This is a genomic window from Desulfosceptrum tomskiensis (assembly GCF_049818055.1).
Classification (GTDB): Bacteria; Bacillota; Desulfotomaculia; order Desulfotomaculales; family JASEER01; genus JBFLVT01.
In genome coordinates, this window is sequence record NZ_CP187479.1 from 377,042 (window position 1) to 402,553 (window position 25,512).

Genomic DNA, 25,512 nt, shown 5'->3' on the forward strand with positions numbered 1-25,512 from the left:
TTGCCCAAAAGGGAAGGAATAATGCCGAAAACGGCCAGAGATTCGGCTTTGCACGTGCTGCGAGCGGTCGAGGCCGAGGGCGCGTACGCCAACCTAGCGATGAACAAAATCCTGGGTGAACACCGGTTATCTAAACTTGATCGTGCCTTTGCCACCGAGCTGGGCTATGGCTCGATTCGAACCTTGAATACGTTGGACTGGATTCTGAGCGGCTTCCTTAAAAAGCCTCTTTCTGAGCAGACCGTCTGGACCAGGAACATCCTCCGGCTGGCCGTGTACCAGATCTTTTACATGGACAAGGTTCCCGCCGCGGCGGCCTGCAACGAGGCGGTCGAGCAAACCAAAAGATTCGGCTCCGCGGGAGAGGCCAAGTTCGTTAACGGTGTCCTGCGCAACATCATCCGCAGCCGCGAACGCATAAAATTTCCATCCCTGGCTGAAGACCCTGTGGACCATATCGCCTTGAAATACTCCCACCCTATCTGGCTGGTTGAACGCTGGCTTAAAGAGTTCGGGCTGGAAGATACGATTGCTTTGTGCCGCGCTGACAACGCAGCCCCGCCCAACACGGTCCGTGTCAACACCCTGCGCGTTGATTTGCCTACGCTGGTGGAAAAGCTCCGGGACGAGGGGGTCAGCTGCGTTAAAACAAGGTATGCGCCGGAGGGGTTGGAGATTAAAGGGTTCCCGACCCTTAACGATTTGACGTCCTTCCGGGAAGGCCTGTTCGTGGTGCAGGACGAGAGTTCAATGCTTGTCGGGCATGCTGTCGGGCCGTCTCCAGGGATGAGGGTCATTGACGTCTGCAGCGCTCCCGGCGGCAAGACCACGCACCTGGCTCAATTGATGCGGGACCAGGGAACGATTATCGCATCAGATATCTACCCGCACAAGTTAAGGCTGGTTATCGAGAACTGCCAGCGCCTCGGGATTAAATGCGTGCAGCCGGAGGTCCGCGACGCCCGGGAGCTGTCGGCGTCGTACGCAGAGTGGGCGGACTGCGTGCTGGTGGACGCTCCCTGTTCCGGTCTCGGCGTTCTACGGCGCAGGCCTGACGCGCGGTGGCGTAAGGAGCCCGAACAGATACCCGGCCTTATAAACTTGCAGGAGGCCATCCTGGCCGAGGCCGCGCGCTGCGTACGCCTCGGAGGCGTACTGGTATATAGTACCTGTTCGATCACCGACGAGGAAAACCTAGGCCAGGTGCAGAAATTCTTAGCGGGTCATCCCCATTTCCGGCTTGAGGACCTTAACGGGTTGCTCCCGGCTGAACTGGCGGACCGGGAAGCGCTGGCCCGGGGTTACGTACAGCTTTTGCCGCACCTGCACGGCACCGACGGCTTTTTCATCGCCCGCATGCGGAGGCACGACCGGGGTTGACTGCAGACCTGAAGAGCCTGACCCTTGAGCAGATAGAAGAACTGGTCACCGGCTGGAACTGGCCGAAGTACCGTGCCCGCCAGCTTGCGGCTTGGATCTTTCAGAAAGACGCCGGCAGTTTTGCGGACATGAGCGATTTCCCGCTCGACTTCCGCCGACAACTGGCGGCGGGCTGCAGGATCACCCGGCTCGACATGCTGGCGCGCGAGGCGTCTTTCGACGGATCGACAGTCAAGTTTCTTTGGGGCCTGGAAGACGGTCACGCCGTAGAGAGCGTCCTCCTCCGTCACGAGTACGGATACTCGGCGTGTGTCTCCACCCAGGTCGGGTGCCGGATGGGCTGTCTTTTCTGTGCCTCGACCCTGGGCGGCCTGGTGCGCAACCTGACGGCCGGGGAGATTTACGATCAGGTTCTGGCCCTGCAGCGCGCCGAGGGTGTACGCGTCGGCCGTATCGTTATCATGGGGACGGGCGAGCCCCTGGACAATTACGACGCGACCATGGGATTCATCGCCAACGTTACGGCTCCGTATGGTTTAAATATAGGGCAGCGGCGGATTACGCTTTCAACGTGCGGGTTGGTACCCGGGATAAAGCGACTGGCCTCCCTGCGCTTACAACTGACGCTGGCGGTTTCGCTGCACGCGCCGAACAACGCGCTCCGCGACCGCCTGGTTCCGATCAACCGCCGGTACCCTCTTGAGGAATTAATACCCGCGTGCCGTGATTACGCCGTTCAGACCGGCCGGCGGGTGACCTTTGAATACGCGCTGATCAAGGATCTGAATGATGCTCCGGAGCATGCCGTTGTACTGACCGAGCTTTTGCGCGGCGTGCACTGCCATATCAACCTCATACCTGTGAACACGGTTTTGGAGAGAGGATTCAACCCTCCCGACAGGCGTACCGTCTTGTCCTTCCAAAGCACGCTGGAAAGCAAGGGCTTTCCCGTGACGGTACGCAAGGAGATGGGCGCCGAGATCGGGGCCGCCTGCGGGCAGCTCAGGCGCCGTTACGAGGGGAAAGGACGGGAGCGATGATGCGTTGGGGTGCCGTGAGCGAGACCGGAATGGTGCGCCTCAATAACGAAGACAGCCTGTGTATCAACCCGGCCCTCAAACTTTTCGCCGTTGCCGACGGCATGGGAGGCCACGTGGCCGGCGAGGTGGCCAGCCGGCTGGCTCTCGAAGTCCTTGAAGCATCGCTGGAACAGTTTATCACGGGCGGCCGGGACGTTCCCGAGGCGCTGAGCGCCGCCGTGCGCGAGGCCAACCGCGCAATATATGAGCGGGCTGCGCAGGACCCCCAGTTCAAGGGCATGGGCACGACGCTCTCGGCTTGTGTCGCCCAGGGCAGCAGGCTTGTGGTGGCGCACGTGGGCGATTCCCGCATCTATCTTGTCCGCGGGCAGGACATTAAACAGCTAACCGAGGACCATTCGCTGGTTCGCGAGCTTGCCAAGCAAGGCAAGATCACCGAAGACGAGTCCAACAGCCATCCCTATCGCAACGTCCTGACCAGGGCCCTGGGGACCGGGACTGATCTTGCTGTCGACTCACAGGTTCACCTCCTTCAGGAGGGAGACAGGCTGGTTCTTTGCACCGACGGGCTGACCAACCTGGTCTCCGACGAAGAAATCCTTGCCCGGGCGGGTGAAGGGGAAGACCCCGCCCGGATGGCCGGGGCCTTGGCTGAACTGGCCTTGTCGCGGGGCGGAACCGACAACGTGACAGTAATAGTCGTGGTGATTGACGCATGATCGGGCAGACGCTGGGTAACCGCTACAGAATCGAAGAAAAGCTCGGCGAAGGCGGGATGGCGGTGGTTTACAAGGCCTACGACCAGCTCCTGCAGCGCCCTGTAACCGTCAAGATCCTTCGCCCCGAGTTCAGCGCCGACGAGGAATTCGTGGCGCGTTTCAGCCGGGAGGCGCAATCGGTGGCCAGCCTTTCCCATCCCAACATCGTCAACGTCTATGATGTCGGGCGGGAAGGGGAGGTCCATTACCTCGTCATGGAGTTCGTCGACGGGGAGAATTTAAAGACCCTGATCAGGCGCGAAGCGCCTTTCGCGCCGCAAAGAGCCGTCCAGATCGCCGTACAGATCTGCTACGCCCTGGAGCACGCCCACCAGCACAAGATCGTCCATCGGGACGTCAAGCCGCACAATATCCTGATCACCAGGGACGGGCAGGCCAAGCTCGCCGATTTCGGCATCGCCAGGGAGACGACGGGCTCGACCCTGACGAGCACGAAAAGCATGGTCGGCTCCGTGCACTACATATCGCCCGAACAGGCTCACGGCGACACGGCGGACGCCCGGTCGGACATTTATTCCCTCGGCGTCGTCCTGTACGAGATGCTCACCGGCAGCGTCCCGTTCTCGGGTTCCAATCCCGTGACCGTAGCCCTGAGGCATATTCAAGATCCGCCGCCGCCTTTGCACCAGCGCAACGGTATGGTTCCCAAGGATCTGGAAAGAGTAGTCTTGAAGTCCCTGGCCAAAAAACCGGGAGACCGCTATCAATCGGCGTGGGAAATGGCGTCGGATTTGCAGGCCGCGCTTCCCGAAGGAGCGGAACTTGATGACTCCCAGACCAGGGTTTTTCGTCCCGTGAAACACAGGCGTTCCTTGCCGGCGGTGGCGTGGATAGGCCTCGCCCTGATCGTCCTGGCCGTTGTCGGCGGTTCCTACTGGGCCATCAGGTCCTACCTCTATGTTCCCGAGGTCGAGGTCCCCGACGTCGTCGGCCTGACCGTGGAGGATGCCAAGCGGGAGCTGGAGCTGCGCGGGCTGCGGGCCGACATTTCCGAGGTTTATCATAACGAAGTCGAGCAAGGCAGGGTTATCTCCCAGGACATCCCCCCGCATACGAAGGTTAAACAGCGGCGCACCGTCTTTTTGACGGTGAGCAAGGGACCGGAGTTGGTCCGGGTTCCCGACGTGGTCAACCGCCCGGCGGGGGATGCCCAGCTTATTCTGGAGAACGCCGGTTTCAAGATCGGGGGTCAGGAAGAGATTTACGATGAGTTACTGCCGCGGGGAACGGTGGTCCGCCAGGAGCCTCCGGCGAACACCGAGAGCCCCCGCGGTTCTGCCGTTAAGCTTTACATCAGCAAGGGGGCCACGCCGGTGTACCTGCAGGTCCCGGACTTGATCGGGCTTACGCTCGACGCCGCCCGGCAGCAGGCCCAGGATGCTGGGTTCGACATCGACGGTAACGCGGCGAGGGCCCCCAGCAACGAATGGCCCGAGGGCGTGGTTGTCGCGCAGGATCCCCCCCCTTCCACCCAGGCCGAAGAGGGGAAGGTTATCCGGGTGACCGTCAGCACGGGGCCGGGACCGAAGGCCCGGACAGCCATGGTTTACGTACGTATCCCCAACGATGGACAACAGCACCAGCTCCAGATAATGCTCCACGACGCTTACGGAGAGCAGGAAGTGTATACCGGAACCCACGATTCCGGCGAACGCGTGGCCAAGCGGGTCAAGTATTACGGCCGGGCGGCCGTGCGGACATACTTGGACGGCAAGCCGTTCAACGAGGAGACCCTGGAATGACTTTGTTATTCGGGGCCATTTCAGGCAATAGGGCTAAACTGATGCTCAAAGGTGTGGTGGTGAAAGCCTACGGCGGTTACTACTACGTTCACGGCGAGGGACAGGACCTCGAGTGCACCTTGCGGGGGAAGTTCAAGGGACGCGATCAGGTGCTGGTGGGGGACCAGGTGCTGGTCGAAGCCCTTGCGGGCGGGAAAGGCGTCGTCGCCGGGATCCTGCCGCGCCGGTCGGTGCTGCCGCGGCCAAGAATCGCCAACGTGGATCTCGTGGCTATAGTTGCGGCTTTTCGCGAGCCGGAACCCGTCCTCAACCTGGTCGACCGGATGCTGATCCAGGCTGAAGCAGCGCACCTGGGGGCGCTCATCGTTTTAAACAAACACGACCTGGTTCTTGACGAGCCGAGGCCGGAATGGTTGGAGGCCTACCGCGCGGCCGGCTACCGGGCGGTGGTCACCAGCACTGTCACCGGGGAGGGCGTCCCGGAGTTGGAAAACATCCTTAAAGACCGCGTTTCCGTATTCGCCGGCCCCTCTGGGGTGGGGAAAAGCAGCCTGATCAACCTGCTCGTGCCGGGCGCCCGGCTGCCCACCGGGGACATCAGCCGGAAACTCCGCCGGGGACGTCACACCACCCGCCACGCGGAGCTGCTGTGCTTGCGGTCGGGCGGCCTGGTAGCCGACGCGCCTGGTTTTTCCAGCCTGGCGCTGCCGGAAGTGCCCCCTGAAGAGCTGGCTTCCTTGTTTCCCGAGATGCGCGATTTGATCGGCCGGTGCCGGTTTAACAGCTGCCTGCATTACCGGGAGCCGGGCTGCGCCGTCAAGAGCGCCGTTGCCGAGGGGAAGGTGGCGGATTTTCGATATCGGCATTACCAGGGGTTCCTGGAGGAGATCATCAGCCGGGGAAGGAGATAACAGCTTGGTTAAAATCGCTCCGTCCATTCTTTCCGCCGACTTCGCCCGCCTGGGCGAGGACGTGCTCGCCGTAGAGGCCGGGGGGGCTGATTACCTGCACATAGACGTCATGGACGGCCATTTTGTTTCTAACATCACGATCGGACCCGTGGTTGTAGCCGCTATACGTCCCCTCAGCAAGCTGATCTTTGACGTGCACCTGATGATTGAACAGCCCGAAAGGTATATCCTTGCCTTCGCAGAGGCCGGGGCCGATATCATCACCGTGCATGCCGAAACGAGCGTGCACCTCGACCGCCTGCTGCGCTTGATCAGGCAGCAGGGGGTGAAGGCCGGGGTGGCCCTGAACCCGTCAACCCCTCTCAGCGCGATCGAATACGTGCTTTCCCTGGTCGACCAGGTTTTACTGATGACCGTAAACCCGGGTTTCGGGGGACAGTCGTTCATTCCGGAGGTGCTCCCCAAGATCGAGCGGTTGAAGAGAATGCTGACTGAGAGGGACCTAGCCGTGGACATCGAGGTTGACGGGGGCATTACACCTGAGACCGCGCCTTTGGTCGTGTCGGCAGGCGCCGGGGTCCTTGTCGCGGGGTCGTCCGTATACCGCAACCCGGGTGGAGTGCGGGAAGCGATCCGCCGCCTCAGGGAGTCATGTAGCAAGTGATTTATTTAACAAAAGACATTGACCAGTTGCACCGATGACTTGTATACTTAAGGGGCAAGGGCATATGGCTTCTATTTTACGGGGCAGAAAAATTAGGAGGATTTTCGGGTGAAGGCACTTAGAATCCCTGAAGCGACCATACAACGGCTGTCGATTTATTCCCGCTTTCTGGAAAGGCTCGAAAAGAAGGGCGTTATCACCGTTTCGTCGGGAGACATCGCTAAGGGGGTTGGCGTCAGCCCGGCCCAGGTGCGCAAGGACCTCGCCTACTTCGGGGAGTTCGGCACGCGCGGTGTCGGTTATAACGTTAAAGACCTGATTCATTATATTCTCAAGATTCTGGGGCTTACCAAGCCCTGGCCCGTGGTCCTGGTGGGGGCGGGCAACCTCGGTACGGCGCTTTGCACCTACCGCGGCTTCCTGGACAGGGGCTTTAATATCGTAGGCGTTTTCGACAACGACCTGCTCAAAATCGGCAAGCGTATCCAGGATTTGGACGTGCTGCCCCTGGAGCGCATTCCCGAAGTCGTTAAGGAACACGACGTCAAGATCGGTATCATCGCCGTTCCCCTGGGAGCGGTTCAGGATATCGCTCACGAATTGGTCAAGGCTGGTATTAAAGCCCTGCTGACCTTCGGTCCCGTGGTGCTCGACCTGCCCAACGACGTTATCGTCCGCAACGTGGACCTGGCCGTTAAACTCGAGATCTTGACTTTCAATTTGACATTCCGTGAACTGCACACTACTTTATAAAGCACTGCAAATAGCATTAAGCATTGAGTACTGAGCGCCGGGCACTGAGATATACAGGAAGGGGATTCGGTTTACCGAATCCCCTTCTTTAGTTATCCCAACACCCAACGCTATTAGGCGGGCTTCGCCCGCGCACTCGGCACTCGGCGTTCGGATTAGATTAGAAATAAAGACTATCTCCTTATCCGCGAATGCTGAACAAATGTGAGGTCAGACCCTCACATTTGCTGGCGAATGCTGAATGCTGAATGCTGAATGCTGAATGCCTATAAGGGAGGTTTCCTGCTTGATCTATATCGGGGTCGTCGGCGGCAACACATACTCGCGCCGGGAGGAGGCGTGGGCCGAGGAAACGGGTCGGGAACTGGCCCGCCGCGGGATTGTCGTCCTCTGCGGGGGACGGGGCGGCGTTATGGAAGCTGTTGCCAGGGGGGTGCGCAGCCAGGGGGGCCTGGTCGTGGGGATTCTTCCCGGGACGACCAGGGAGGAGGGTAACCCTTATCTGTCTTTGGCCCTGGCGACCGGCTTAGGCAACGCGCGGAACGCCGTTATCGCCTGCGCCGCCGATGGTTTGATCGCCATCGGTGGAGAGTACGGAACCCTTTCGGAGATTGCGCTCGGCCTCAAATTCGGCCGTCCGGTGGCCTCCCTGGGGGATTGTGCAGGCATCTCGAGCGGGGACCTGAAAGGAGTGTTTGCCGCGAGCAACCCGCTGGAAGCGATAGAGTACGTCCTTCAGAGATTGAAAACGTAACGTGAGACGCAAGGATGAGCTGTCAGCCGTTGCCTGTTTGGTTTTACGAATTGCCGGCGTCGAGCCGGCAATAAAAATGGTTTGGCATTCCCGAGCGGAATGCCTTCGAGCCCGACTACTTACTACTTACTACCAAATTGGCGGGTTTTAAACCCGCTAATTCGTTCTGTTGACAGGCTTTCCAAGCCCATGCTATAGTAAGTGCGAAGGCGTAGCGGACGGAACAAGCCCCCTTGTGTAGCTTATTGTGCGTAGGGAAGGAGGGGAAATACTCGAGCAAAATTATCAGTTAACTGGTTATTCGAAGACTTGAAGGGGGGTCTTGAGGTTTAGCATGAGAAAACTTAGCAGAAGGGATTTTCTCAAGTCTCTGGGGATAGGTGCCGCAGGGCTATCGCTGTTTGAGGGGACCAGCGTAGCCGAAGCTGGTATCAGCATACCTGCGCACATCCCGATGCGTGAATTCAGGCTGAAGTACGCCAAGGAAACGGCGACGATCTGTCCTTTCTGTGGAGGCGGTTGCGGCGCCATTGTCCACACGCAGGACGACAAGATTATCTTCAGCGAGGGCGACCCTGACCATCCGGTCAACCGCGGCGGCATGTGCTGTAAGGGTGGTTCGATCTCGACCCTGACGTTTGTCGTTGACAAAGACGGCAATCGTGTACCCAACCCGCGACGGATGACCAAGGTCCTCTACCGCGCTCCCGGCGCTGAGGACTGGGAAGAGAAGGATTGGAACTGGGCCATCAGCGAGATCGCGAAGCGCGTTAAGAAGACCCGCGATGAGAACTGGGAAGAGAAACAGAAGGTCAAGTTCAAGGACAAGGACGGCAACGAGACAGAGGTAGAAGTACCCGTCAACCGGACTCAGGCCATCGCCCACCTTGGCAGCGCTTCCCTCGACAACGAGGAGAACTACCTGCTCCACAAAATGCACCGCGCTCTTGGCGTGATCAATATCGATCACCACGCTCGCCTCTGACACTCGACCACTGTGGCCGGTCTGGCCAACAGCTTCGGCAGAGGCGTAATGACAAACCACTGGGTCGACTACAAGAACTCGGACGTCTTCATGATTATTGGCGCTAATCCGGCGGAGAACCACCCGATCGCCTTCAAGTGGATTCTCGATGCCCGTGAGAACAGGGGCGCCAAGATTATTTGTGTCGACCCGCGGTTCTCCAAGAGTGCCGCGTTGTCGGACATGTACCTGCGGATCCGGCCCGGTACGGACATACCTTTCTTGCTCGGCATGATGAACTATGCCATCCAGAACAACCTCTACTTCCATGACTACGTGGTCAACTACACCAACGCTTCCTACCTCATCGATCCGGAGTTCAAACTGCCAGGGGATAACGACGGCCTCTTCTCCGGCTTTGTGCCCAAGGAAGGCGATAAGGCTGCGAAATATGAAGCCAAAACCTGGCAGTACCAGAAGGACGCGGACGACAAGACCAAAACCGATCCGACCCTGCAGGATCCCAACTGCGTATGGCAGCTTCTCAAGAAGCACCTGGCCCGTTACGACGTGGACACGGTTTGCAAGGTTACCGGCGTAAACAAGGAGGCCTACGTCGAGGCCTGCAAGCTGTATTGCTCCACCGGCGTGCCGAACAAGGTCGGCAACATCATTTACGCTATGGGCGTAACCCAGCACACCCACGGTGGGCAGAACGTGCGCTGCGTAGCGATGCTGCAGCTTCTGCTGGGCAACATCGGTATGGCCGGCGGCGGCGTCAACGCCCAGCGCGGCGAGTCCAACGTGCAGGGCTCGACCGATATGGCCATGCTGTTCCATCTTATTCCGGGCTATAACCCTGTTCCTAATGCCACTCTGCATAAGGACTGGGCGATGTACAAGGAGAAGGAAACGCCCAAGGCGGGTTACTGGTCAAACCGGCCGAAGTTCGTGGCCAGCATGCTCAAGGCCTTCTACGGCGAGCACGCCACGCCGGAGAACGACTTCTGCTTCGACTGGCTGCCCAAGGTGGACGGCAGGGACCATTCGCACATGGCCATTTTCGAGGAGATGGAGATCGGCCGGATCAAGGGCTTCTTCGCCTGGGGCCAGAACCCTGCGGTCGGCGGCCCGGGCGCTATCGCCGCCAAGAAGGCGATGGAGCGGTTGGAGTGGATGGTTGCCGTAGACATGGTGGAGACCGAGACGGCTGCGTTCTGGAAGCGGCCGGGCGCCGATCCCAAGAGCATTAAGACTGAGGTCTTCTTCCTGCCGGCCTGCGGGCCCTATGAAAAGGAAGGCACGGTTACCAACAGCGGCCGCTGGGCGCAGTACCGCTGGAAGGCCATTGAGCCGCTGGGCGACTCCAAGAGCGACCTGTGGATCGCCAACAAGCTGTTCCTGGCCGTTAAGGCGCTGTATGCCAAGGAAGGTGGCAAGTTCCCGGATCCGATCCTGAAGATGAAGTGGGATTACGGTCACGGCGAGGAACCTGAACTCGACAAGGTTATGCTTGAGATCAACGGTTACACCGTGGCCGACGGCCAAGCGATAGCCAGTTTCGCCGCTCTCCAGGAGGATGGAAGCACGGCCTGCGGTTGTTGGATTTACGGCGGCTACTTCGCGACCGACAAGGATTTAAAGGTACCGAACTGCAAACGCCGTGACAACACCGACAAGTCAGGCCTAGGCCTCTATCCCAAGTGGGCCTTCTCCTGGCCGGTCAACCGGCGTATCGTCTACAACCGGGCTTCCTGCGACCCAGCCGGCAATCCTTGGGATCCGTCCCGCACCCTGGTCAAGTGGGATGCCGCGGCGGGCAAGTGGATCACCAACGACGTGCCCGACTTTGCCGCCGTTGATGCCAAGACCAAGGAGCCCAACCCGCCTGAAAAGAGCGCCAAGACCCCGTTCATTATGAACGCCGAGGGTGTTGGAAAGCTGTTCGCCAACGGGATGAAGGAAGGCCCGTTCCCCGAACACTACGAGCCAATCGAGACGCCGATTCAGAACCCGCTGAGCAAGCAGCAGAACAACCCGCTGGCCACCAAGCGCCGCGGCGGGTTCTCCTTCCTAGCGCCGGTCGGAAGCCCCGACTTTCCGTACATCGCTACCACGCACCGTGTTGTGGAACACTACCAGAGCGGCGCCCTGACCCGCAACACGCCGTACCTGGCGGAGCTGATGCCCGAGATGTTCGCCATGATTTCGCCCGCCCTGGCTCAAAAACTGGGGATCAATCCTGGCGATGCCGTGGTTGTTTCCTCGGCCCGCGGGGAAATCACTTGTAAGGCGTGCGTCTCGCCGGTTATGCAGCCCGTAAATGTTAACGGGGCCAGCTATGAGATCATCGGCCTGCCGTGGCACTGGGGCTACCAGACGGATGCCCCCGGCGCGTCGGCCAACGACCTTACCCCGTGCGTGGGCGACCCGAACACCAACATTCCGGAGTACAAGGCCTGGCTCTGCAATATCCGCAAAGCTTAGCCGGTAAGACTCGCCGGAACCTAACTAGCGGAGGTGAATTTAGTGGCCGGATACACTCACCTAAACGAAGACAGGAAGGGTGTGCTGGTTGACATTACCAAGTGCATAGGCTGCCGCAGTTGCCAGGTGGCGTGCAAGAACTGGAACAACCTCCCGGCGGAGAAGACCAGCTTTACCAACGACTGGACTAATCCGCCCAAGACCTCTGCCACCACCTGGACACGTGTTGCCTTCAGGCTCATCGAGGAAAACAACGGGGGCATCAAGTGGCGGTTTGTAAAAAACCAGTGCTTCCACTGCGAAGAACCTGCTTGTGAATCGGCCTGCTTCGTGCACGCTTTCATAAAGCTGGCTGACGGCCCGGTCGTTTACAAGCCCAATATCTGTGTCGGCTGCCGTTACTGCATGCTGGCCTGCCCGTTCGGGGTTCCCGCCTACGAGTGGGATAAGGCCTTCCCCGAGGTTAAGAAGTGTACCTTCTGTGCCGACCGGCAGAAGGAGGGACTGGGTCCGGCATGTGTCTCGACCTGCCCGACCGGTGCCCTCAAGTTTGGTGTCCGCAAGGAACTGCTGGAAGAGGCCAAGCAGCGCATCGCGGCGAGCCCCGGCAAATACCAGCCTACGGTGTACGGCGAAAAGGAATACGGCGGCACCTCCTGGCTGTACATCTCGGACGTGCCGTTCGAGCAGATGGGCTTCAAGACCAACGTTTCCGAGCGGAGCATCCCGTCGTATACCTGGAGCGTCCTCAAGTGGACCCCGTACATCGCGGTTGGCTGGACTGCAGCCCTGACGGCGCTGTACCTGTATACCAAACGCCGTGCCGAGGTTGAGGAGGACCACTAGGTCCTTCGAGACTACAGGTGATAGGAGGTACGAAAGTGAGTAAATTCGACAGATGGACATTCAAAATGACTCCGATCCGTGCCGTACTCCTCGCCCTGGTCGCCTTGATGGCCGGCGTCGCCGTTTACCGTCTCTTGTACGGTCTTGGTGCGGCGACCAACCTGAGCGATGAGTGGCCCTGGGGTCTGTGGATCGGCTTCGACGTGCTGACGGGTGTCGCTCTGGCGGGCGGCGGTTTCAGCACCGCGTTTATCGTGCATATCCTGCACAAGCATAAGTACCATTCGATCGCCCGGGCGGCGATGCTGACCTCGATGCTCGGGTACATCATCGTCAGCGTCGGCCTCTTCCTGGATATCGGTCGCTGGTACAACTTCTGGCGTCCGTTCGTCTTCTGGGGTTACCACTCGGTGCTGTTTGAAGTCTTCTGGTGCGTCTTCCTGTACACCAACGTGCAGATCCTGGAGTTCGGCCACATCGTCTTCGAGCGCGTAAAGGCGCCGAGCATCAAGAAGATCTTCGACGCGATGATGCCGTTCCTGTTCATCATCGGCATCCTGCTGCCGACCCTGCACCAGTCCTCCCTCGGTTCGCTCTATATCGTGGCTGTCGACCGGCTGTACCCGACCTGGTGGTCGCTGATCATTCCGGTCTTCTTCCTGACCTCGTCCGTGTTCCTCGGCCCGGCGATGGTCACCTTCGAGGGCTGGTTGGCGGCAAGGGCTTACGGCCGCAACTTCGCGCACGAGATGCCGGTGCTCTCCAGCCTCGTCAAGGTTTCCGCCTGGCTGATGCTCTTCTACGTGGTCCTGAAGGGCATCGACCTGACCTGGCGCGGCGCCTGGGGGTACGTCTTCAACGGGTCTTTCGAGGCGAATATGTTCCTCCTGGAAATGGTGCTTTTCGTCATCGTCCCGATGATCATGTACTTCACCCCCAGCGTGCGCAACAGCATCGGCGGCGTGGTTACGGCTTCGGTCCTTGTCGTTGCGGGCATTATCCTGAACCGGATGAACGTGGTGTTCACCGGTATGGCTACGGCCTCCGGCGGGAGTTACTTCCCGAGCTGGATGGAATGGTCCATCACCATCGGCCTTGTCTCCCTGCTGATCGTGGCGTACTGCTTCATCGTCGAGAACTTCGCCATCTTCGAGGAAGACCAGCCGGTGATGGATGCCCTCAACAAGCAGCGCGGTTACACGGAGGCGTTACACGCGTAGTTCCAGGACCTTGTTGCCAAAGGAGGCGGAAAGTTGATTTCCGCCTCCTTTTTTGTTAGTATGTAAACGGCTTCAGGCACCTTAAAACTTGTGGCTATGCTGTGAAGGGAGATGAGTCAGTGCAGGACGAACCGCAATTCGCCCCCCCGAACATGATCCCTCTCTACAACGATCTCATCCTGCTGGAAGTCCCTCAGGAGACGGTGAACGTTGAGCCGCTGACCGAAGAGCAAAAGCAGATGTGGGAATCCGGCGTGCCGCTTGTGGCTGTCGCGCCGCCGAAGCTGGACAGCGACGCCGTCTTCGCCATGCTGGAAAAAGTCAAGGACATCCTCAAGAAGCACCAGCCCGAGCGCACGGCGGAGATAGAAAAGACGTGGACGGCGCTGCCTGCCGGTCCCAAGGACCGCCAGATCTTCGTAAGCGGCCTCGTAGGCCGGGAAGGCAACGTGGTCGAGAACATGCTGAGGGGCGGCGAGGTTGCGGAGGATATCCTGGCTTTTCTTCTGAACCAGGCTCTCAAGCCCTTTGTCATGACTTACGCCGAAAAAGCTATGGCGGAAGTGAATGAAGACCTCTGGGGCAAAGGTTACTGTCCGGCGTGTGGTTCGCTGCCCAACTTCGCCCGGCTCTCGAAAGCTGTCGGCCGCCGCTCCCTTTACTGTTCGCTGTGCGAAACCGAGTGGCCCTACAAAAGGATCGGGTGCCCCTTCTGCGGTACTTCCGACCCGGACAAGCTCCAGTACTTCACCGTCGATGACGACGGCCGTTACCGGGTGTACGTCTGCGAGAACTGTAGGGGTTACATCAAGACCATCGACGAGAGCAAGGCGGCGGAGAAGGAAAAGATTTACCTGTTCCTGGAGGATGTCAAGACGATCCACCTTGACGTCCTGGCGATGCGCGAAGGGTATGCCAACAAGGCCATAGGGGCCGTATAGGTGGTCGGTCGTCAGTCATCGTCAGGCAATTAAAGAGAAACGACGGGAAAGCAAAAAGCCACGGGCTCTTAGCTCCGTGGCTTTTCCCATCAAATCAAACCTAGATGTTGTAGACGACGTTCGGATCGGGGATTTTGACGCCGTTGGCCTTTAGGACTTCAACGGCCTTGTCGACGTTCTCCACCTTGAGCAGGACCAGAGCTTTGCCCGACGAATTTGAGACAAACGCGTACAGGTATTCCACGTTAATCTGATTCCGGTCAAGCAGTTTGAGGACTTCCGCTAGTCCGCCCGGCCGGTCTTCGATCGCGACGGCGATGACCTCGGTCGTGCTGACGGTAAAGCCTGCTTCCTTCAGCACCTGGTAGGCCCGCGAGGGCTCGTTGACGATCAGCCGCAGAATACCGAAGTCCGAGGTGTCGGCGATCGAAAGGGCACGGATGTTGATCCCCGCTTCAGCCAGAATGCCGGTCACCGCGGCCAGTCGCCCGGACTTGTTTTCGAGGAAAACGGAAATCTGGTTCACCCACATTCTTGAATGTCCTCCTTTCACCACCTGCGTTATGGTTTGAGGCCTCAGTCTTTGTAAACATCCCGCCGGTCAACCACCCGCTTGGCTTTGCCTTGGCTTCTTTCAATGGTTTTGGGCTCAACCAGCTTGACCTTCACCGAGATGCCCAGCACGCTTTCGATGGCGGCCTTGAACTTCGTTTCCAGCTCTTCAAGCCGCCTGACCTCGTCGGCGAAGAACTTTTCCGAGACTTCGACCCAGATCTCCAGGTAGTCCAGCGGGCCCCTCCTGTCCACAACCAACAGGTAGTGCGGTTCGGCCTGGCCGATGTCGAGCAGGGCGCTTTCCACCTGGGAAGGAAAGACGTTGACGCCGCGGATGATGAGCATGTCGTCGGTCCGACCCATGATGCGTGACATCCGGACGTGCGTCCTGCCGCAGGGGCACGGCTCGTCGTGCAGGACGGTGATGTCCCGCGTGCGATAACGGATAAGGGGAAACCCTTCCTTGGTCAGGGTGGTGATGACGAGCTCGCCCTTTTCCCCATAGGGCAGGGGCTCGCCGGTTTCAGGGTCGATAACCTCCGGCAGGAAGTGGTCGTCGAAGATGTGCAGCCCGTCCTTGTACGGGCATTCCATGGCCACCCCGGGTCCCATGATCTCGCTTAAACCATAAATGTCCATAGCGCTGATGTTTAGTTTTTGCTCGATTTCCTTGCGCAGCCCTTCGGACCACGGCTCCGCGCCGAAGATCCCCGCTCTTAGCCGCAGCCGGGCACGGTCGACGCCGAGCTCTTCGATGACCTCGGCGAGATGCAGCGCGTACGAAGGAGTACAGGCGACAGCAGTCACCCCGAAGTCATCCATCAGCATGACCTGCCTTTTAGTGTTGCCGACCGACATCGGGATGACCGTGGCCCCTAGTTTTTCGGCACCGTAATGGACGCCGAGCCCTCCGGTGAACAGCCCGTAGCCGTAGGCCACCTGGAGGACGTCGTCCCGGCGCAGTCCCGCGCAGACCAGCGAGCGGGCGCAGACCTCGGACCAGGTCTCGATGTCGCGGCGCGTGTAACCGACGACGGTCGGTTTGCCGGTCGTCCCCGAGGAAGCGTGCACGCGGACGATGTCTTTCAGCAACACCGCGAAAAGCCCGAAGGGATAGGTGTTGCGCAGGTCGGCCTTGGTAGTGAAGGGCAGCTTCGTTAAGTCGTCGAGCGACTTGATCTCGCCGGGGCGCAGGCCCTGCGCCCTGATGGAGCGCTGGTAAAAGGGCACGGTTTCGTACACCCGCCTGACAAGCTCCTGCAGGCGCGCCAACTGAAGCTTGCGCCTCTCCTCAACCGGCATGCACTCGCTTTCCTGGTTCCAGTAATGCACTTCTTCAAACCTCCTCATCGCTCTCAACTGTCTCCTCTTCTGCGGTCAATAACCCGCCTGGTCTTGCCCATCGTTCGTTCAAGAGACTTGTACTCGACGAGCTTGACGCGCGGGGTCAGGTTCAGAATAGCCTGCAAGCCGGCCTGGATCTTGGCCTCCAGGGCTTCCAGGTCGCGGTACTTGCCGGTGAAGTAATCGGCAGCCAGCTCGACCTGGACCTCGAACTCGTCAAGGTAGCCCTTCCGGTCGACAACGATCAGGTACTGCGGCCCGACGCCCTGAATCTCGCTCAAGACCTCCTCCACCTGGGACGGGAAGACGTTGACGCCGCGGATGATGAGCATATCGTCGGTCCGGCCGCTGACACGTTTCATCCGGACGGTCGTCCGCCCGCACCGGCAGGTTGAGGGGTCTAGGCTGGTAATGTCGCGCGTGCGGTACCTGATAAGCGGCAGTCCTTCTTTGGTCAGGGTGGTGATCACCAGCTCCCCGGTTTCCCCCGGCGGCAGTTGCTCGCCGGTTTCCGGGTCGATGATTTCGGCGAGGAAGTGATCCTCGGAAATGTGCAGGCCGCACTGAAAAGGGCATTCACCCGCCACGCCCGGTCCGATCAATTCGCTCATGCCGTAGTTGTCCGTCGCCTTCATGCCCCAGCGCTGCTCCAGTTCCGCGCGCATGGCCTCCGACCATGGCTCGGCCCCGAACAGGCCCAGCCGCACGCCGAGCTGCCGCGGGTTAAGGCCCAGTTCTTCGATCTGCTCGGCCATGTAAAGCGCGTAGGAAGGCGTGCCTACCAGGGCGGTCGTGTGAAAGTCCTGCATCAGCCTGATCTGCCGCTGCGTGTTTCCGGCCGAGGCCGGGAGAACGGTGGCGCCGGCGCGTTCCAGCCCGTAGTGCAGGCCGAAGCCCCCGGTGAACATCCCGTAGCTGAAACAGATTTGCACGACGTCGCGCGCAGTGACCCCGGCCTGGGTGACGATACGGGCGACGAGGTCGGCCCAAGTCTTGAGGTCTTTTTTCGTGTACCCGACGACGGTCGGTTTGCCGGTCGTGCCCGAGGAGGCGTGAATGCGGACGATGCGTTCCGGAGGGACGGCGAACAAACCGTAAGGATAGTTTTCCCTCAGATCGTCTTTCGTTGTAAACGGGAGCAACTGGAGGTCTTCGAGCGACTTGATGGAGGGCTTCAGGCCCCGCTCCTGAAACAGCTTGCGGTAGAAAGGAACCTTGTTGTAGACGCGTCTAACCACCGCCTTCAGCCGTTCCAACTGCAACCGCTGCATGTCCTCCCTGGCCAGGGTTTCCATCCGGTCCCAGATCAACAACATCACTCCAACGGCATATAACTGCTGTAACGCGGATGTAAAGAAGATGTCTTTGATACTTCGCAGGTGTTTCAGAAAATTCCTGCAAAGTGAGAGGTGAGAACTATCTCTCACTTCTGTTCCGGGGCCAGGAGATATGCGAAGTCGCGCCTGCTCAGGTGTCCCGTAACACGAAGGCGTTTGAGGGCCAGCGGCCGCTCTTCATCCATTGTTACCCTGCCTTGGTCGCAGGTGAAGGACAGGGTGTAACCGGCCTCCGCTACCAAGGCTTCGACCGCCGGATTGTAGTCCCCGTAAGGGTAGCAGAAGTAGCGGACCTCGTGACCCAGCCCCTTTTCGAGGACGCGCTTCGCCTCGACAATTTCGCGGCGCGCCTGGTCGGTGCTGATTTGCGTCAGGTGAGGGTGGGTGAGCGTGTGGGAGCCGATGGTGATCCCCGCGCGCTCCATGGCGCGGATTTCCTCCCAGCTCATCATGGCGTTGGGCGGTTGTGATTCAGCATCAAAGAAATTGGTCTTCCCGATCGCCCCGGCTACAACGAAAACGGTGCCCTGCATGCCGAGCTCCTCAAGCACCGGCAGGGCATAGAGATAATTATCACGGTAACCGTCGTCGAAAGTGATCAGGATGGGTCGTGCCGGCAAAGGCGCGCCTTCGTAGAGCGCTCTTTCAAGGTCGCGCGGGGAGATGGCCGTGAAGCCCCGGCCGGCGAGGTAGTTCATCTGCCAGGCAAACTCGCGGGGGTGTACCCTCAACCCGTAGCCGCCGGCCTTTCGGTCGGGACTCACCTTATGGTACATCAGGACGGGGACTCCCTGATCCAAAGGCGCCGGCAGGGGTTCCAGCCACCACCAGACCCGGGCGACGGCCAGGCCGATGAACAGGGCCAGGAGCCCCAACAACAGGGGAAACAGGACTTTGCGGCGCTCGGGAACAGGTATTCCCACCGCTGGGCGCATTGGCCGACCCTCCTTTGATGTCGCCGGATGATTCGACACAAAACGGGGCATCTCCTACCCGGGCGGCCGGCAAAGAGGGTTAAAAACGTGATTTTTCACTGGCAGCGGCGGGGAAAGGAGCTAGGTCAGCCAAAAGGTCCGAAATAGATATTGTCATATTGGTCATGGGTACTGTACTATTTTAAATATTCCGTCTATTTGGCGGTGAGGGTGAGGAGGCCGTTAGCGTGCAGGATGTGGTGATTATCGGCGCCGGTCCGGCCGGGTTGGCCGCCGGCATTTATGCCGCCCGCGCCGGGCTGGTGACGCTCGTGCTCGAGCGGGCCGTTCCCGGGGGCAAGGTGCGGATCACCGAGCGGATAGATAACTACCCCGGATTTGCCTACGGCATTGACGGGCCGGAGTTGATTGCCCAGATGAAGGCGCAAGCCGAACGGTTCGGCGTCGCCATTCGCCGCCTGAACGTCGCCGGGGTGAAAAAAGCCCAGGACGCCGGCGGCTTTGCGCTCGTCACGCCCGAGGGGGAACTGTTGACCCGCACGGTGATCATTGCCACCGGAACCGGTCCCAGACCCCTCGACGTGCCGGGGGAAGAGCGTTTGAACGGACGTGGCGTTTCCTATTGCGCGATCTGTGACGCGGAAGAATTTCTCGACAAAGAGATCGCGGTGGTCGGCGGTGGCGATTCGGCGATCAAGGAGGCCATGTACCTGGCACGGTTTGCGCGCAAAGTCAATGTCATCCACCGCCGCGCCGAACTTCGCGCCTCCCAGGTTCTCCAGGAACAGGCATTCGCCAACGAACGGGTGTCCTTCATCTGGAATTCGGTGGTGGTCGAGGTGCGCGGCGAAGACTGGGTTGAGGCCATAGTCCTGAAGAACGTGGAAAACGGGACCCTGACCTCCCATCCCGTTGAGGGATTGGTTGTCTTTGCCGGCAATCTGCCTCATACCAAGATCCTGGAGGGACTCGTGGAACTGGATCGCATGGGGTTTATCAAAACCGACGAGCAGATGCGCACCAGCGTTCCCGGGATTTTCGCGGCGGGGGACGTCCGCAGCAAACCCTTGCGGGACATTGTAACGGCTGTCGCCGACGGGGCGACTGCGGCGCTGAGCGCCCAAAAATACATCATCCTGCAGAGGCAGACCAAAGCATCATAAAATCATATCCCGACTCTCACTACGACTTTCTAAGCTTGTCCAACAGCAAACAGCTAACGTCTAACAACGGCTGGCGGAGCCAGCTCTGCCGCTAAGTGGGTGATTTCCCCCGTTTAGCCTCGCCATCTAGCTGTTTACCGTTGTTTCATTCCCTCCCTTTAGGCTCCTGTATATAATTCCTATAAGATATTTTTGAATTGTCTAAAAATTTGAGGGGGAGAGATCAGCAAGTGGTTATCAGGAAAGAGACCACTATCGATACCCTGTTACACGAGAACCGTATCTTCCACCCGGACGAAAGCTTCACCGCCCAGGCCAACATTAAAGACCGTGAGATTTACAGCCAGGCCAGGGCCAATCCGGAAGCTTACTGGGCCGAGCAGGCGGAGCACCTAGACTGGTTCGAGCGATGGGACAAAGTGCTGGAGTGGAACCCGCCGTTCGCCAAGTGGTTTGTCAACGGCAGGCTGAACGTCTGCCACAACTGCGTCGACCGGCACATCTACACCTGGCGCAAGAACAAGGCGGCGATTATTTTCGAAGGCGAACCGGGCGACAGCAGGGTTCTGACCTACTGGGACCTTTACCGGGAGGTCAACCGCTTTGCCGCGGTGCTCAAGCAGCTGGGCGTGGAGAAGGGCGACCGGGTGGCCATTTACCTGCCGATGATCCCGGAACTGGCCGTTGCCATGCTGGCCTGCGCGCGCATCGGCGCCCCCCACAGCATTGTTTTCGGCGGCTTCAGCGCCGAGTCGCTCAGAGACCGCATCGACGACGCCCAGGCCAAGCTGGTGATCACCGCTGACGGCGGTTGGCGCCGGGGCAAGATCGTCCAGTTGAAAAAGAACGTCGATACGGCCGTGGAGCAAACGCCGTCTGTAGAGAAGGTTCTGGTTATCAGGCGCACCGGGAACGAAATCAACATGCAGGACGGCAGGGACGTCTGGTTTGATGATGTTGTTAAGGACGCTCCGGAGACCTGTCCCTGCGAGGCTCTCGACAGCGAGCACATGCTGTTCATCCTTTACACCAGCGGTACGACCGGAAAGCCCAAGGGCGTCGTCCACACGACGGGCGGGTACCTTGTGGGCGCGTCGACGACGCACCGCATGGTCTTCGACATCAAGGACGAGGACGTATACTGGTGCACCGCCGATATCGGGTGGGTCACGGGCCACAGCTACGTGGTTTACGGGCCGCTCTGCAACGGGGCAACCACGGTGATTTATGAAGGTGCCCCCGACTGGCCGGATCAGGGCCGTTTCTGGGCGATCATCGAGAAATACGGCGTGAATATTTTCTACACCGCTCCTACGGCGATCCGGGCCTTTATGAAGTGGGGCGAGGAGTGGCCGGCCAAGTACGACCTGTCGTCCTTGCGGCTCCTGGGTTCGGTTGGAGAGCCGATCAACCCCGAGGCATGGATCTGGTATCACAAGTACATCGGCGGTGAAAAATGCCCCATCGTCGACACCTGGTGGCAGACCGAAACCGGGGCGATCATGATCAGCCCGTTGCCCGGCCTGACGCCTCTTAAACCAGGCTCGGCGACCATCCCCCTCCCGGGTATCGACGTCGATGTCGTAGACAAGAACGGAAACCCGGTAATGCTGGGGAAGGGCGGTTTCCTGGTCATCAAGAAGCCATGGCCATCGATGCTGCGGACGATCTACGGTGACGACCAGAGATACGTAGACACTTACTGGAGCAAGATACCGGGACAGTGTGTTTACTTCGCCGGTGACGGCGCCCGCCGGGACTATCACAACTATTACTGGATCCTCGGCCGGGTTGACGACGTCATCAACGTCGCCGGGCACCGGTTGAGCACGATGGAGATCGAAAGCGCGCTGGTGGATCATCCTTACGTCGCCGAATCGGCGGCGATTGGCAAGAGCCACGACCTTAAGGGCCAGGCCGTATCGGTCTTCGTCACGCTTAAAGCCCATGCCTGGCAGGAGGTCAAAGAAGGGAAGAAGACCGAAATCCAGAACGAGCTCAAGGCGCACGTCGTTAAGAAGATCGGGGCTATCGCCCGTCCGGACGACGTATTCTTCACCGCCGAGCTCCCCAAGACCAGGTCGGGCAAGATCATGCGCCGCCTGCTGCGCGACATAGCGGAAGGGCGCGCGCTCGGCGACACCAGCACGCTCGCCGACCCCGCCGTGGTTGCCGAGTTGAAGAAGAAATACGAGCACAAGGAATCTTAATAGCGCTGGGCTCTGAGCATTGAGAACTCTAAGGGTTTGGCTAAGGAGAATCCCTGGATGGCTGCCTAGAAGCTTAACCCTCTTAGTCGAATTCCCAATGCTCAATGCCCACAGTTGAGAATTGTCCTGGGTGAGAGAGAGGCCCAGGGAAAATTCCCCGGGATGCGCGGCGGTAGTGGTTGCCCCCGCGCTGTCTGAACCACAAAGGGCGGTCGTCCTGTGCGCAAGGACGTCCCCGAACTTTCGTGGTTTTCTTTTGACCTCATTCTAATCTGAATGCTGAGAGCCGAGTACGGCTGGTGCAGCCAGCCTGATAGGAGGTGGGTGAATGCTCGAGCCGGGAAAGGAAGGCCGGGTCGAAATCACGGTAACGCCGAATGATACGGCGTTAGCCTATGGAAGCGGGGAAGTCGACGTCCTCAGCACGCCGCGCATGGTGGCGCTTATGGAACAGGCTGCGGTGAACTGCGTCCGGGATGCTCTGCCTGAAGGGCTGACATCCGTCGGGATCAGCCTCGATATCAAGCACCTCGCGGCCACGCCTCCGGGAATGAGAGCCGAGGCCACAGCCAGGCTGGTTGAGGTGAATGACCGGCGCCTGGTGTTTGAGGTCGAAGCCCGCGACGAGCGGGACCTTATCGGGAGGGGGCGCCATGAGCGCTTCATCGTCGATGCCCGCCGTTTCCTGGAGAAGGCCCGGGCAAAACGCGGGACGCCGGGGAGTATATAAAAGTATACAGTATTAATGCAAAATTCGGCCGGCGGGTTGAAGGAAGCTTGGCGGAAAACGCAAATAGCTCGTTAACTGGAGAATGAAAGGGGTACCGAGAATGGCCTGGATGGCGGGGAACGTCCTGAGGAATGTTTTGTCTAGGCCGGCGACCCGGCCTTACCCGCAACAGCCGCGGGAGGTATATCCGGGGGTGCGGGGGAGGCTGGCTTTCATTCCCGAGAAATGCGAATTCTGCGGGGAATGCGAGAGGGTTTGCCCGTCGAACGCCATCGTGCTTGACACTATATGGGAGAAAAGCGGCGACCGCATCGAGACGGTCTGGGTCCGCATCTACAAGCCGATGCTTTGTGTTTTCTGCAACAGGTGCGTGGAAGAGTGTGCTTACGCCGCTATCTTGCCGGAGGAAGGGCACCTGGCGCCGCGCTATGTCAAGGACGAAGAGTACGGCCGTGTCGACTGCTGGTAAGCGATAACAGTGTCCGATATCGGGAACGCCGGATAATACCGGCGTTTATATTTTTGTTTATAAGGAAAAAGATACTGTCGACAAGGAAAACGCCGTTGACGCAATGAATAATGAATATCAAGTAAATATGCCAAGGGATATCGCAGGATATCGCCGTGATTGGGTGGAAGAATATCTTCAGGCACTGGCCGGGGGTGGAATACTTGCGACCGCATCCGTTTCTCGATGAAGTACGCAGCTCTTTAGCGTCCCTGGGAATCAGCGGCGAGATCGAAGACTGCGAATTTTTGCCGCCGTTTATCCACCCGGTGCTGGTCCTGGAGTGTGCCTGGGGCGCCCAAGACAAAAAGGCTGTAGTTGACATGGCCGTAACGGCCGAACTCATTCACCGGGTATCCGTCTGGCACGGCAACGTTGAAGAACAGCTCGGGAAAGGGACGTCCAGGACGATCCTGACCGGCGACCTTGCCCTGGCGCACGCCTTCAGGCTTTTAGCCCGGCACTATCGTTACGGGGGGCTGCCCCTGATGGCGGGGGCGATCGCCGCCATCGCCGAGGGTTGCGTCAGCGAGCAGAAAGCAAGGTTCAACGCCAGCGAATCCGTGCAGAACTACATCGCCCGCCGCGGGAAAACGACCGCTTACCTTATGGCGGCCTGCTGCCGCCTTGGGGGGCAACTGGCGGAGCGGAGCCCGGCTGTTCTCAGCGGGCTTTGGAAAGCGGGGTACGCCCTGGGGCTCGGCCTGGCCTCGGCGGCCGACGTCAGCAGCTGGATGGTTGAGAACCTGATCAAGCAGGTTCACCCCTTGCTGCGCGGCTTCGTCGGCTTGCCGGAGATCTACCTCCTGGGCCAAGGACAGCAGGAGTTTGCCAGGATGCTGGCCAAGGGGTCTTTGCAGCCGCGGGACCTTCCCCTCATCTCCCAGGTTCTCCAACAGACCGGCGCGCTCGACAAAGCCAGGCGTTTTGCCGCTTATCATCTCGTCCAGGGCAAGGAGTTGCTCAAGGGCTTCTCGTCACCCGCCTTCCAGGAGTCGGAAACGCCGCTCCTCAAGGGTGTCAACGAAATGATCTGCGATTTGCGCTAACCAAGCCTTAATCCCCTATGCCCAAATGCTCAGTAGTCGGTAGTCGGTAATCGGTACTTGATGGGATTCGCTGCGCGAATCCCTGCTATCCCCGTGACTGATGACCGCTTACCAGCGACCGAATGAATTCTGCGTTTTATTCTTTTCCCCCGACAGCCCTCCTCCTTAAGATTTGAACTTTCTTGTTCCCCGATCCCCCGGTTTCAAAAAGATGGACAACGCGCAAGGTTACCACTTTTTGCATAGGTTGGTGCAGCAGGCCATGCAAAACCGGTGGGAGGCGATTAATCTTGCGGTTACCGTCTTTTCAAGTACTGGAAATAAAGTCGTGGGCGTCGGAGACCATACCGTATGGCGTTAAAATGATCGGCGCCGAGCTTGAATGGAAAGAGACCAAGGGCAAGGGAATCAAGGTAGCGGTGCTGGATACCGGAAAACCCAACCATCCCGACTTGCGGATCGTCGACGCGGCCGATTTTAGCGGCACAGGTCTTGATGATTATGAAGGCCACAGCACCCACTGCTGCGGGGTCGTGGCGGCAAACGGCCGCATCAAAGGCGTCGCCCCGGAGGCCGACTTATATACGGCCAAGGTCCTGGGCAACGACGGTTCGGGCGCTCTGGAAAACGTAGTCCAGGGCATTTACTGGTGTGTCGAAAAGGGTGCCGACATCATCAATATGTCCCTGGGGTCGAACTTCGACGACCCCCAACTGCATAGGGCCGTAAAAGACGCTTACGATGCCGGTATCGTAGTTATCGCCGCGGCCGGCAACGAGGGCCCGGCCGGGGTTAACTACCCCGCCGCCTACAGGGAAGCAATTGCCGTGACCGCCGTCGACATCAATAAACACGCGCCCGACTTTTCGGCTGTGGGGCCGGAAACCGAGGTTGCCGCTGCGGGGGTGGAGATCTACTCCACCTATTTACACGGCGGCTACGCTAAACTTTCCGGGACAAGTATGGCCTGCCCCCATATCGCCGGAGCCGTGGCGATCCTTCAGGCCAAAGCGTTGATCCGGTTCGGGCGCAAATTGAGCCCTGAAGAGGTCAGGCTGGTCCTCAACGTCTATGCCGAAGACGTAGGCAAATTCGCCCGCGACCCGATTTACGGTTACGGGATCTTCAGCTTCGGCCGCATTTGGGGCCCGGACAGGTCTCTGCCGGAGGTCGTTATCAACTGGAAGAACGGTGACTAGT

Annotated in this window: 22 protein-coding genes; 18 read left to right on the forward strand and 4 right to left on the reverse strand. The window is 59.4% G+C overall.

All coding sequences use genetic code 11. From position 1 onward, the window contains the following. Positions 1–21: 21 nt before the first annotated feature. The 12 genes from rsmB (at position 22) to ACPV0M_RS02005 (ending at position 14,481) form a co-directional block, all read left to right on the forward strand. Positions 22–1,380: a 16S rRNA (cytosine(967)-C(5))-methyltransferase RsmB gene (gene rsmB, locus ACPV0M_RS01950; protein WP_425622236.1), complete on the forward strand. Its 1,359-nt coding sequence runs from the start codon at positions 22–24 to the stop codon at positions 1,378–1,380. Next, positions 1,377–2,420: a 23S rRNA (adenine(2503)-C(2))-methyltransferase RlmN gene (gene rlmN, locus ACPV0M_RS01955; RefSeq protein ID WP_425621316.1), complete on the forward strand. Its 1,044-nt coding sequence runs from the start codon at positions 1,377–1,379 to the stop codon at positions 2,418–2,420. The genes rsmB and rlmN overlap by 4 nt, the downstream gene beginning before the upstream one ends. Then, entirely contained in the window at positions 2,417–3,139 is a 723-nt protein-coding gene (locus tag ACPV0M_RS01960; protein WP_425621317.1) for a Stp1/IreP family PP2C-type Ser/Thr phosphatase, read from the forward strand. Before rlmN ends, ACPV0M_RS01960 begins: the two co-directional genes overlap by 4 nt. After that, positions 3,136–4,941, forward strand: a complete 1,806-nt coding sequence (gene pknB, locus ACPV0M_RS01965) for a Stk1 family PASTA domain-containing Ser/Thr kinase (protein WP_425621318.1) — start codon at positions 3,136–3,138, stop codon at positions 4,939–4,941. The genes ACPV0M_RS01960 and pknB overlap by 4 nt, the downstream gene beginning before the upstream one ends. Then, positions 4,938–5,852, forward strand: coding sequence for a ribosome small subunit-dependent GTPase A (gene rsgA, locus ACPV0M_RS01970; RefSeq protein ID WP_425621319.1), 915 nt, complete (start codon positions 4,938–4,940; stop codon positions 5,850–5,852). The genes pknB and rsgA overlap by 4 nt, the downstream gene beginning before the upstream one ends. A 4-nt stretch (positions 5,853–5,856) precedes the next feature. After that, on the forward strand, positions 5,857–6,516 hold the full coding sequence (rpe, locus tag ACPV0M_RS01975) for a ribulose-phosphate 3-epimerase (protein WP_425621320.1): 660 nt from the start codon (positions 5,857–5,859) through the stop codon (positions 6,514–6,516). Between the two features lie 108 nt (positions 6,517–6,624). After that, positions 6,625–7,269, forward strand: coding sequence for a redox-sensing transcriptional repressor Rex (locus ACPV0M_RS01980; RefSeq protein WP_425621321.1), 645 nt, complete (start codon positions 6,625–6,627; stop codon positions 7,267–7,269). Positions 7,270–7,555: 286 nt separating this feature from the next. Beyond that, the gene (locus ACPV0M_RS01985) at positions 7,556–8,023 is read left to right on the forward strand and encodes a TIGR00725 family protein (RefSeq protein ID WP_425621322.1); all 468 of its coding nucleotides are present in this window, start codon (positions 7,556–7,558) and stop codon (positions 8,021–8,023) included. A 334-nt stretch (positions 8,024–8,357) separates the two neighbouring features. Further along, on the forward strand, positions 8,358–11,474 hold the full coding sequence (fdnG, locus tag ACPV0M_RS01990) for a formate dehydrogenase-N subunit alpha (RefSeq protein ID WP_425621323.1): 3,117 nt from the start codon (positions 8,358–8,360) through the stop codon (positions 11,472–11,474). A 42-nt stretch (positions 11,475–11,516) separates the two neighbouring features. After that, entirely contained in the window at positions 11,517–12,320 is an 804-nt protein-coding gene (locus ACPV0M_RS01995) for a 4Fe-4S dicluster domain-containing protein (RefSeq protein WP_425621324.1), read from the forward strand. A gap of 65 nt (positions 12,321–12,385) precedes the next feature. Continuing rightward, positions 12,386–13,540 (forward strand): NrfD/PsrC family molybdoenzyme membrane anchor subunit, encoded by a 1,155-nt coding sequence (gene nrfD / locus ACPV0M_RS02000; RefSeq protein WP_425622237.1) that lies wholly within the window; start codon positions 12,386–12,388, stop codon positions 13,538–13,540. 119 nt (positions 13,541–13,659) lie between these two features. Then, positions 13,660–14,481, forward strand: a complete 822-nt coding sequence (locus tag ACPV0M_RS02005; protein ID WP_425621325.1) for a formate dehydrogenase accessory protein FdhE — start codon at positions 13,660–13,662, stop codon at positions 14,479–14,481. Positions 14,482–14,581: 100 nt separating this feature from the next. Here the strand turns inward: ACPV0M_RS02005 and ACPV0M_RS02010 are convergent, their stop codons facing one another. The 4 genes from ACPV0M_RS02010 to ACPV0M_RS02025 form a co-directional block, all read right to left on the reverse strand. After that, entirely contained in the window at positions 14,582–15,013 is a 432-nt protein-coding gene (locus ACPV0M_RS02010; protein ID WP_425621326.1) for an ACT domain-containing protein, read from the reverse strand. 44 nt (positions 15,014–15,057) lie between these two features. Then, positions 15,058–16,386 (reverse strand): phenylacetate--CoA ligase family protein, encoded by a 1,329-nt coding sequence (locus tag ACPV0M_RS02015; RefSeq protein ID WP_425621327.1) that lies wholly within the window; start codon positions 16,384–16,386, stop codon positions 15,058–15,060. A 5-nt stretch (positions 16,387–16,391) separates the two neighbouring features. After that, the gene (locus ACPV0M_RS02020; protein ID WP_425621328.1) at positions 16,392–17,690 is read right to left on the reverse strand and encodes a phenylacetate--CoA ligase family protein; all 1,299 of its coding nucleotides are present in this window, start codon (positions 17,688–17,690) and stop codon (positions 16,392–16,394) included. 113 nt (positions 17,691–17,803) lie between these two features. Then, the gene (locus ACPV0M_RS02025) at positions 17,804–18,652 is read right to left on the reverse strand and encodes a polysaccharide deacetylase family protein (RefSeq protein ID WP_425621329.1); all 849 of its coding nucleotides are present in this window, start codon (positions 18,650–18,652) and stop codon (positions 17,804–17,806) included. Positions 18,653–18,879: 227 nt separating this feature from the next. On the opposite strand from ACPV0M_RS02025, the gene trxB reads away from it, so the two are divergent. From trxB to ACPV0M_RS02055, 6 genes are all read left to right on the forward strand, one after another. Continuing rightward, complete coding sequence (trxB, locus tag ACPV0M_RS02030) at positions 18,880–19,815, forward strand: thioredoxin-disulfide reductase (RefSeq protein ID WP_425621330.1); 936 nt, start codon at positions 18,880–18,882, stop codon at positions 19,813–19,815. 236 nt (positions 19,816–20,051) lie between these two features. Further along, positions 20,052–22,025 (forward strand): acetate--CoA ligase, encoded by a 1,974-nt coding sequence (gene acs, locus ACPV0M_RS02035; protein ID WP_425622238.1) that lies wholly within the window; start codon positions 20,052–20,054, stop codon positions 22,023–22,025. A 328-nt stretch (positions 22,026–22,353) separates the two neighbouring features. Further along, the gene (locus tag ACPV0M_RS02040) at positions 22,354–22,755 is read left to right on the forward strand and encodes a thioesterase family protein (protein ID WP_425621331.1); all 402 of its coding nucleotides are present in this window, start codon (positions 22,354–22,356) and stop codon (positions 22,753–22,755) included. A gap of 100 nt (positions 22,756–22,855) precedes the next feature. Continuing rightward, a complete protein-coding gene (locus ACPV0M_RS02045; protein WP_425621332.1) occupies positions 22,856–23,224 on the forward strand; it encodes a 4Fe-4S dicluster domain-containing protein in 369 nt (122 codons plus the stop codon). 155 nt (positions 23,225–23,379) lie between these two features. Continuing rightward, complete coding sequence (locus tag ACPV0M_RS02050) at positions 23,380–24,312, forward strand: polyprenyl synthetase family protein (protein WP_425621333.1); 933 nt, start codon at positions 23,380–23,382, stop codon at positions 24,310–24,312. Between the two features lie 290 nt (positions 24,313–24,602). Beyond that, positions 24,603–25,511: a S8 family peptidase gene (locus ACPV0M_RS02055; protein WP_425621334.1), complete on the forward strand. Its 909-nt coding sequence runs from the start codon at positions 24,603–24,605 to the stop codon at positions 25,509–25,511. Position 25,512 lies beyond the last annotated feature (1 nt).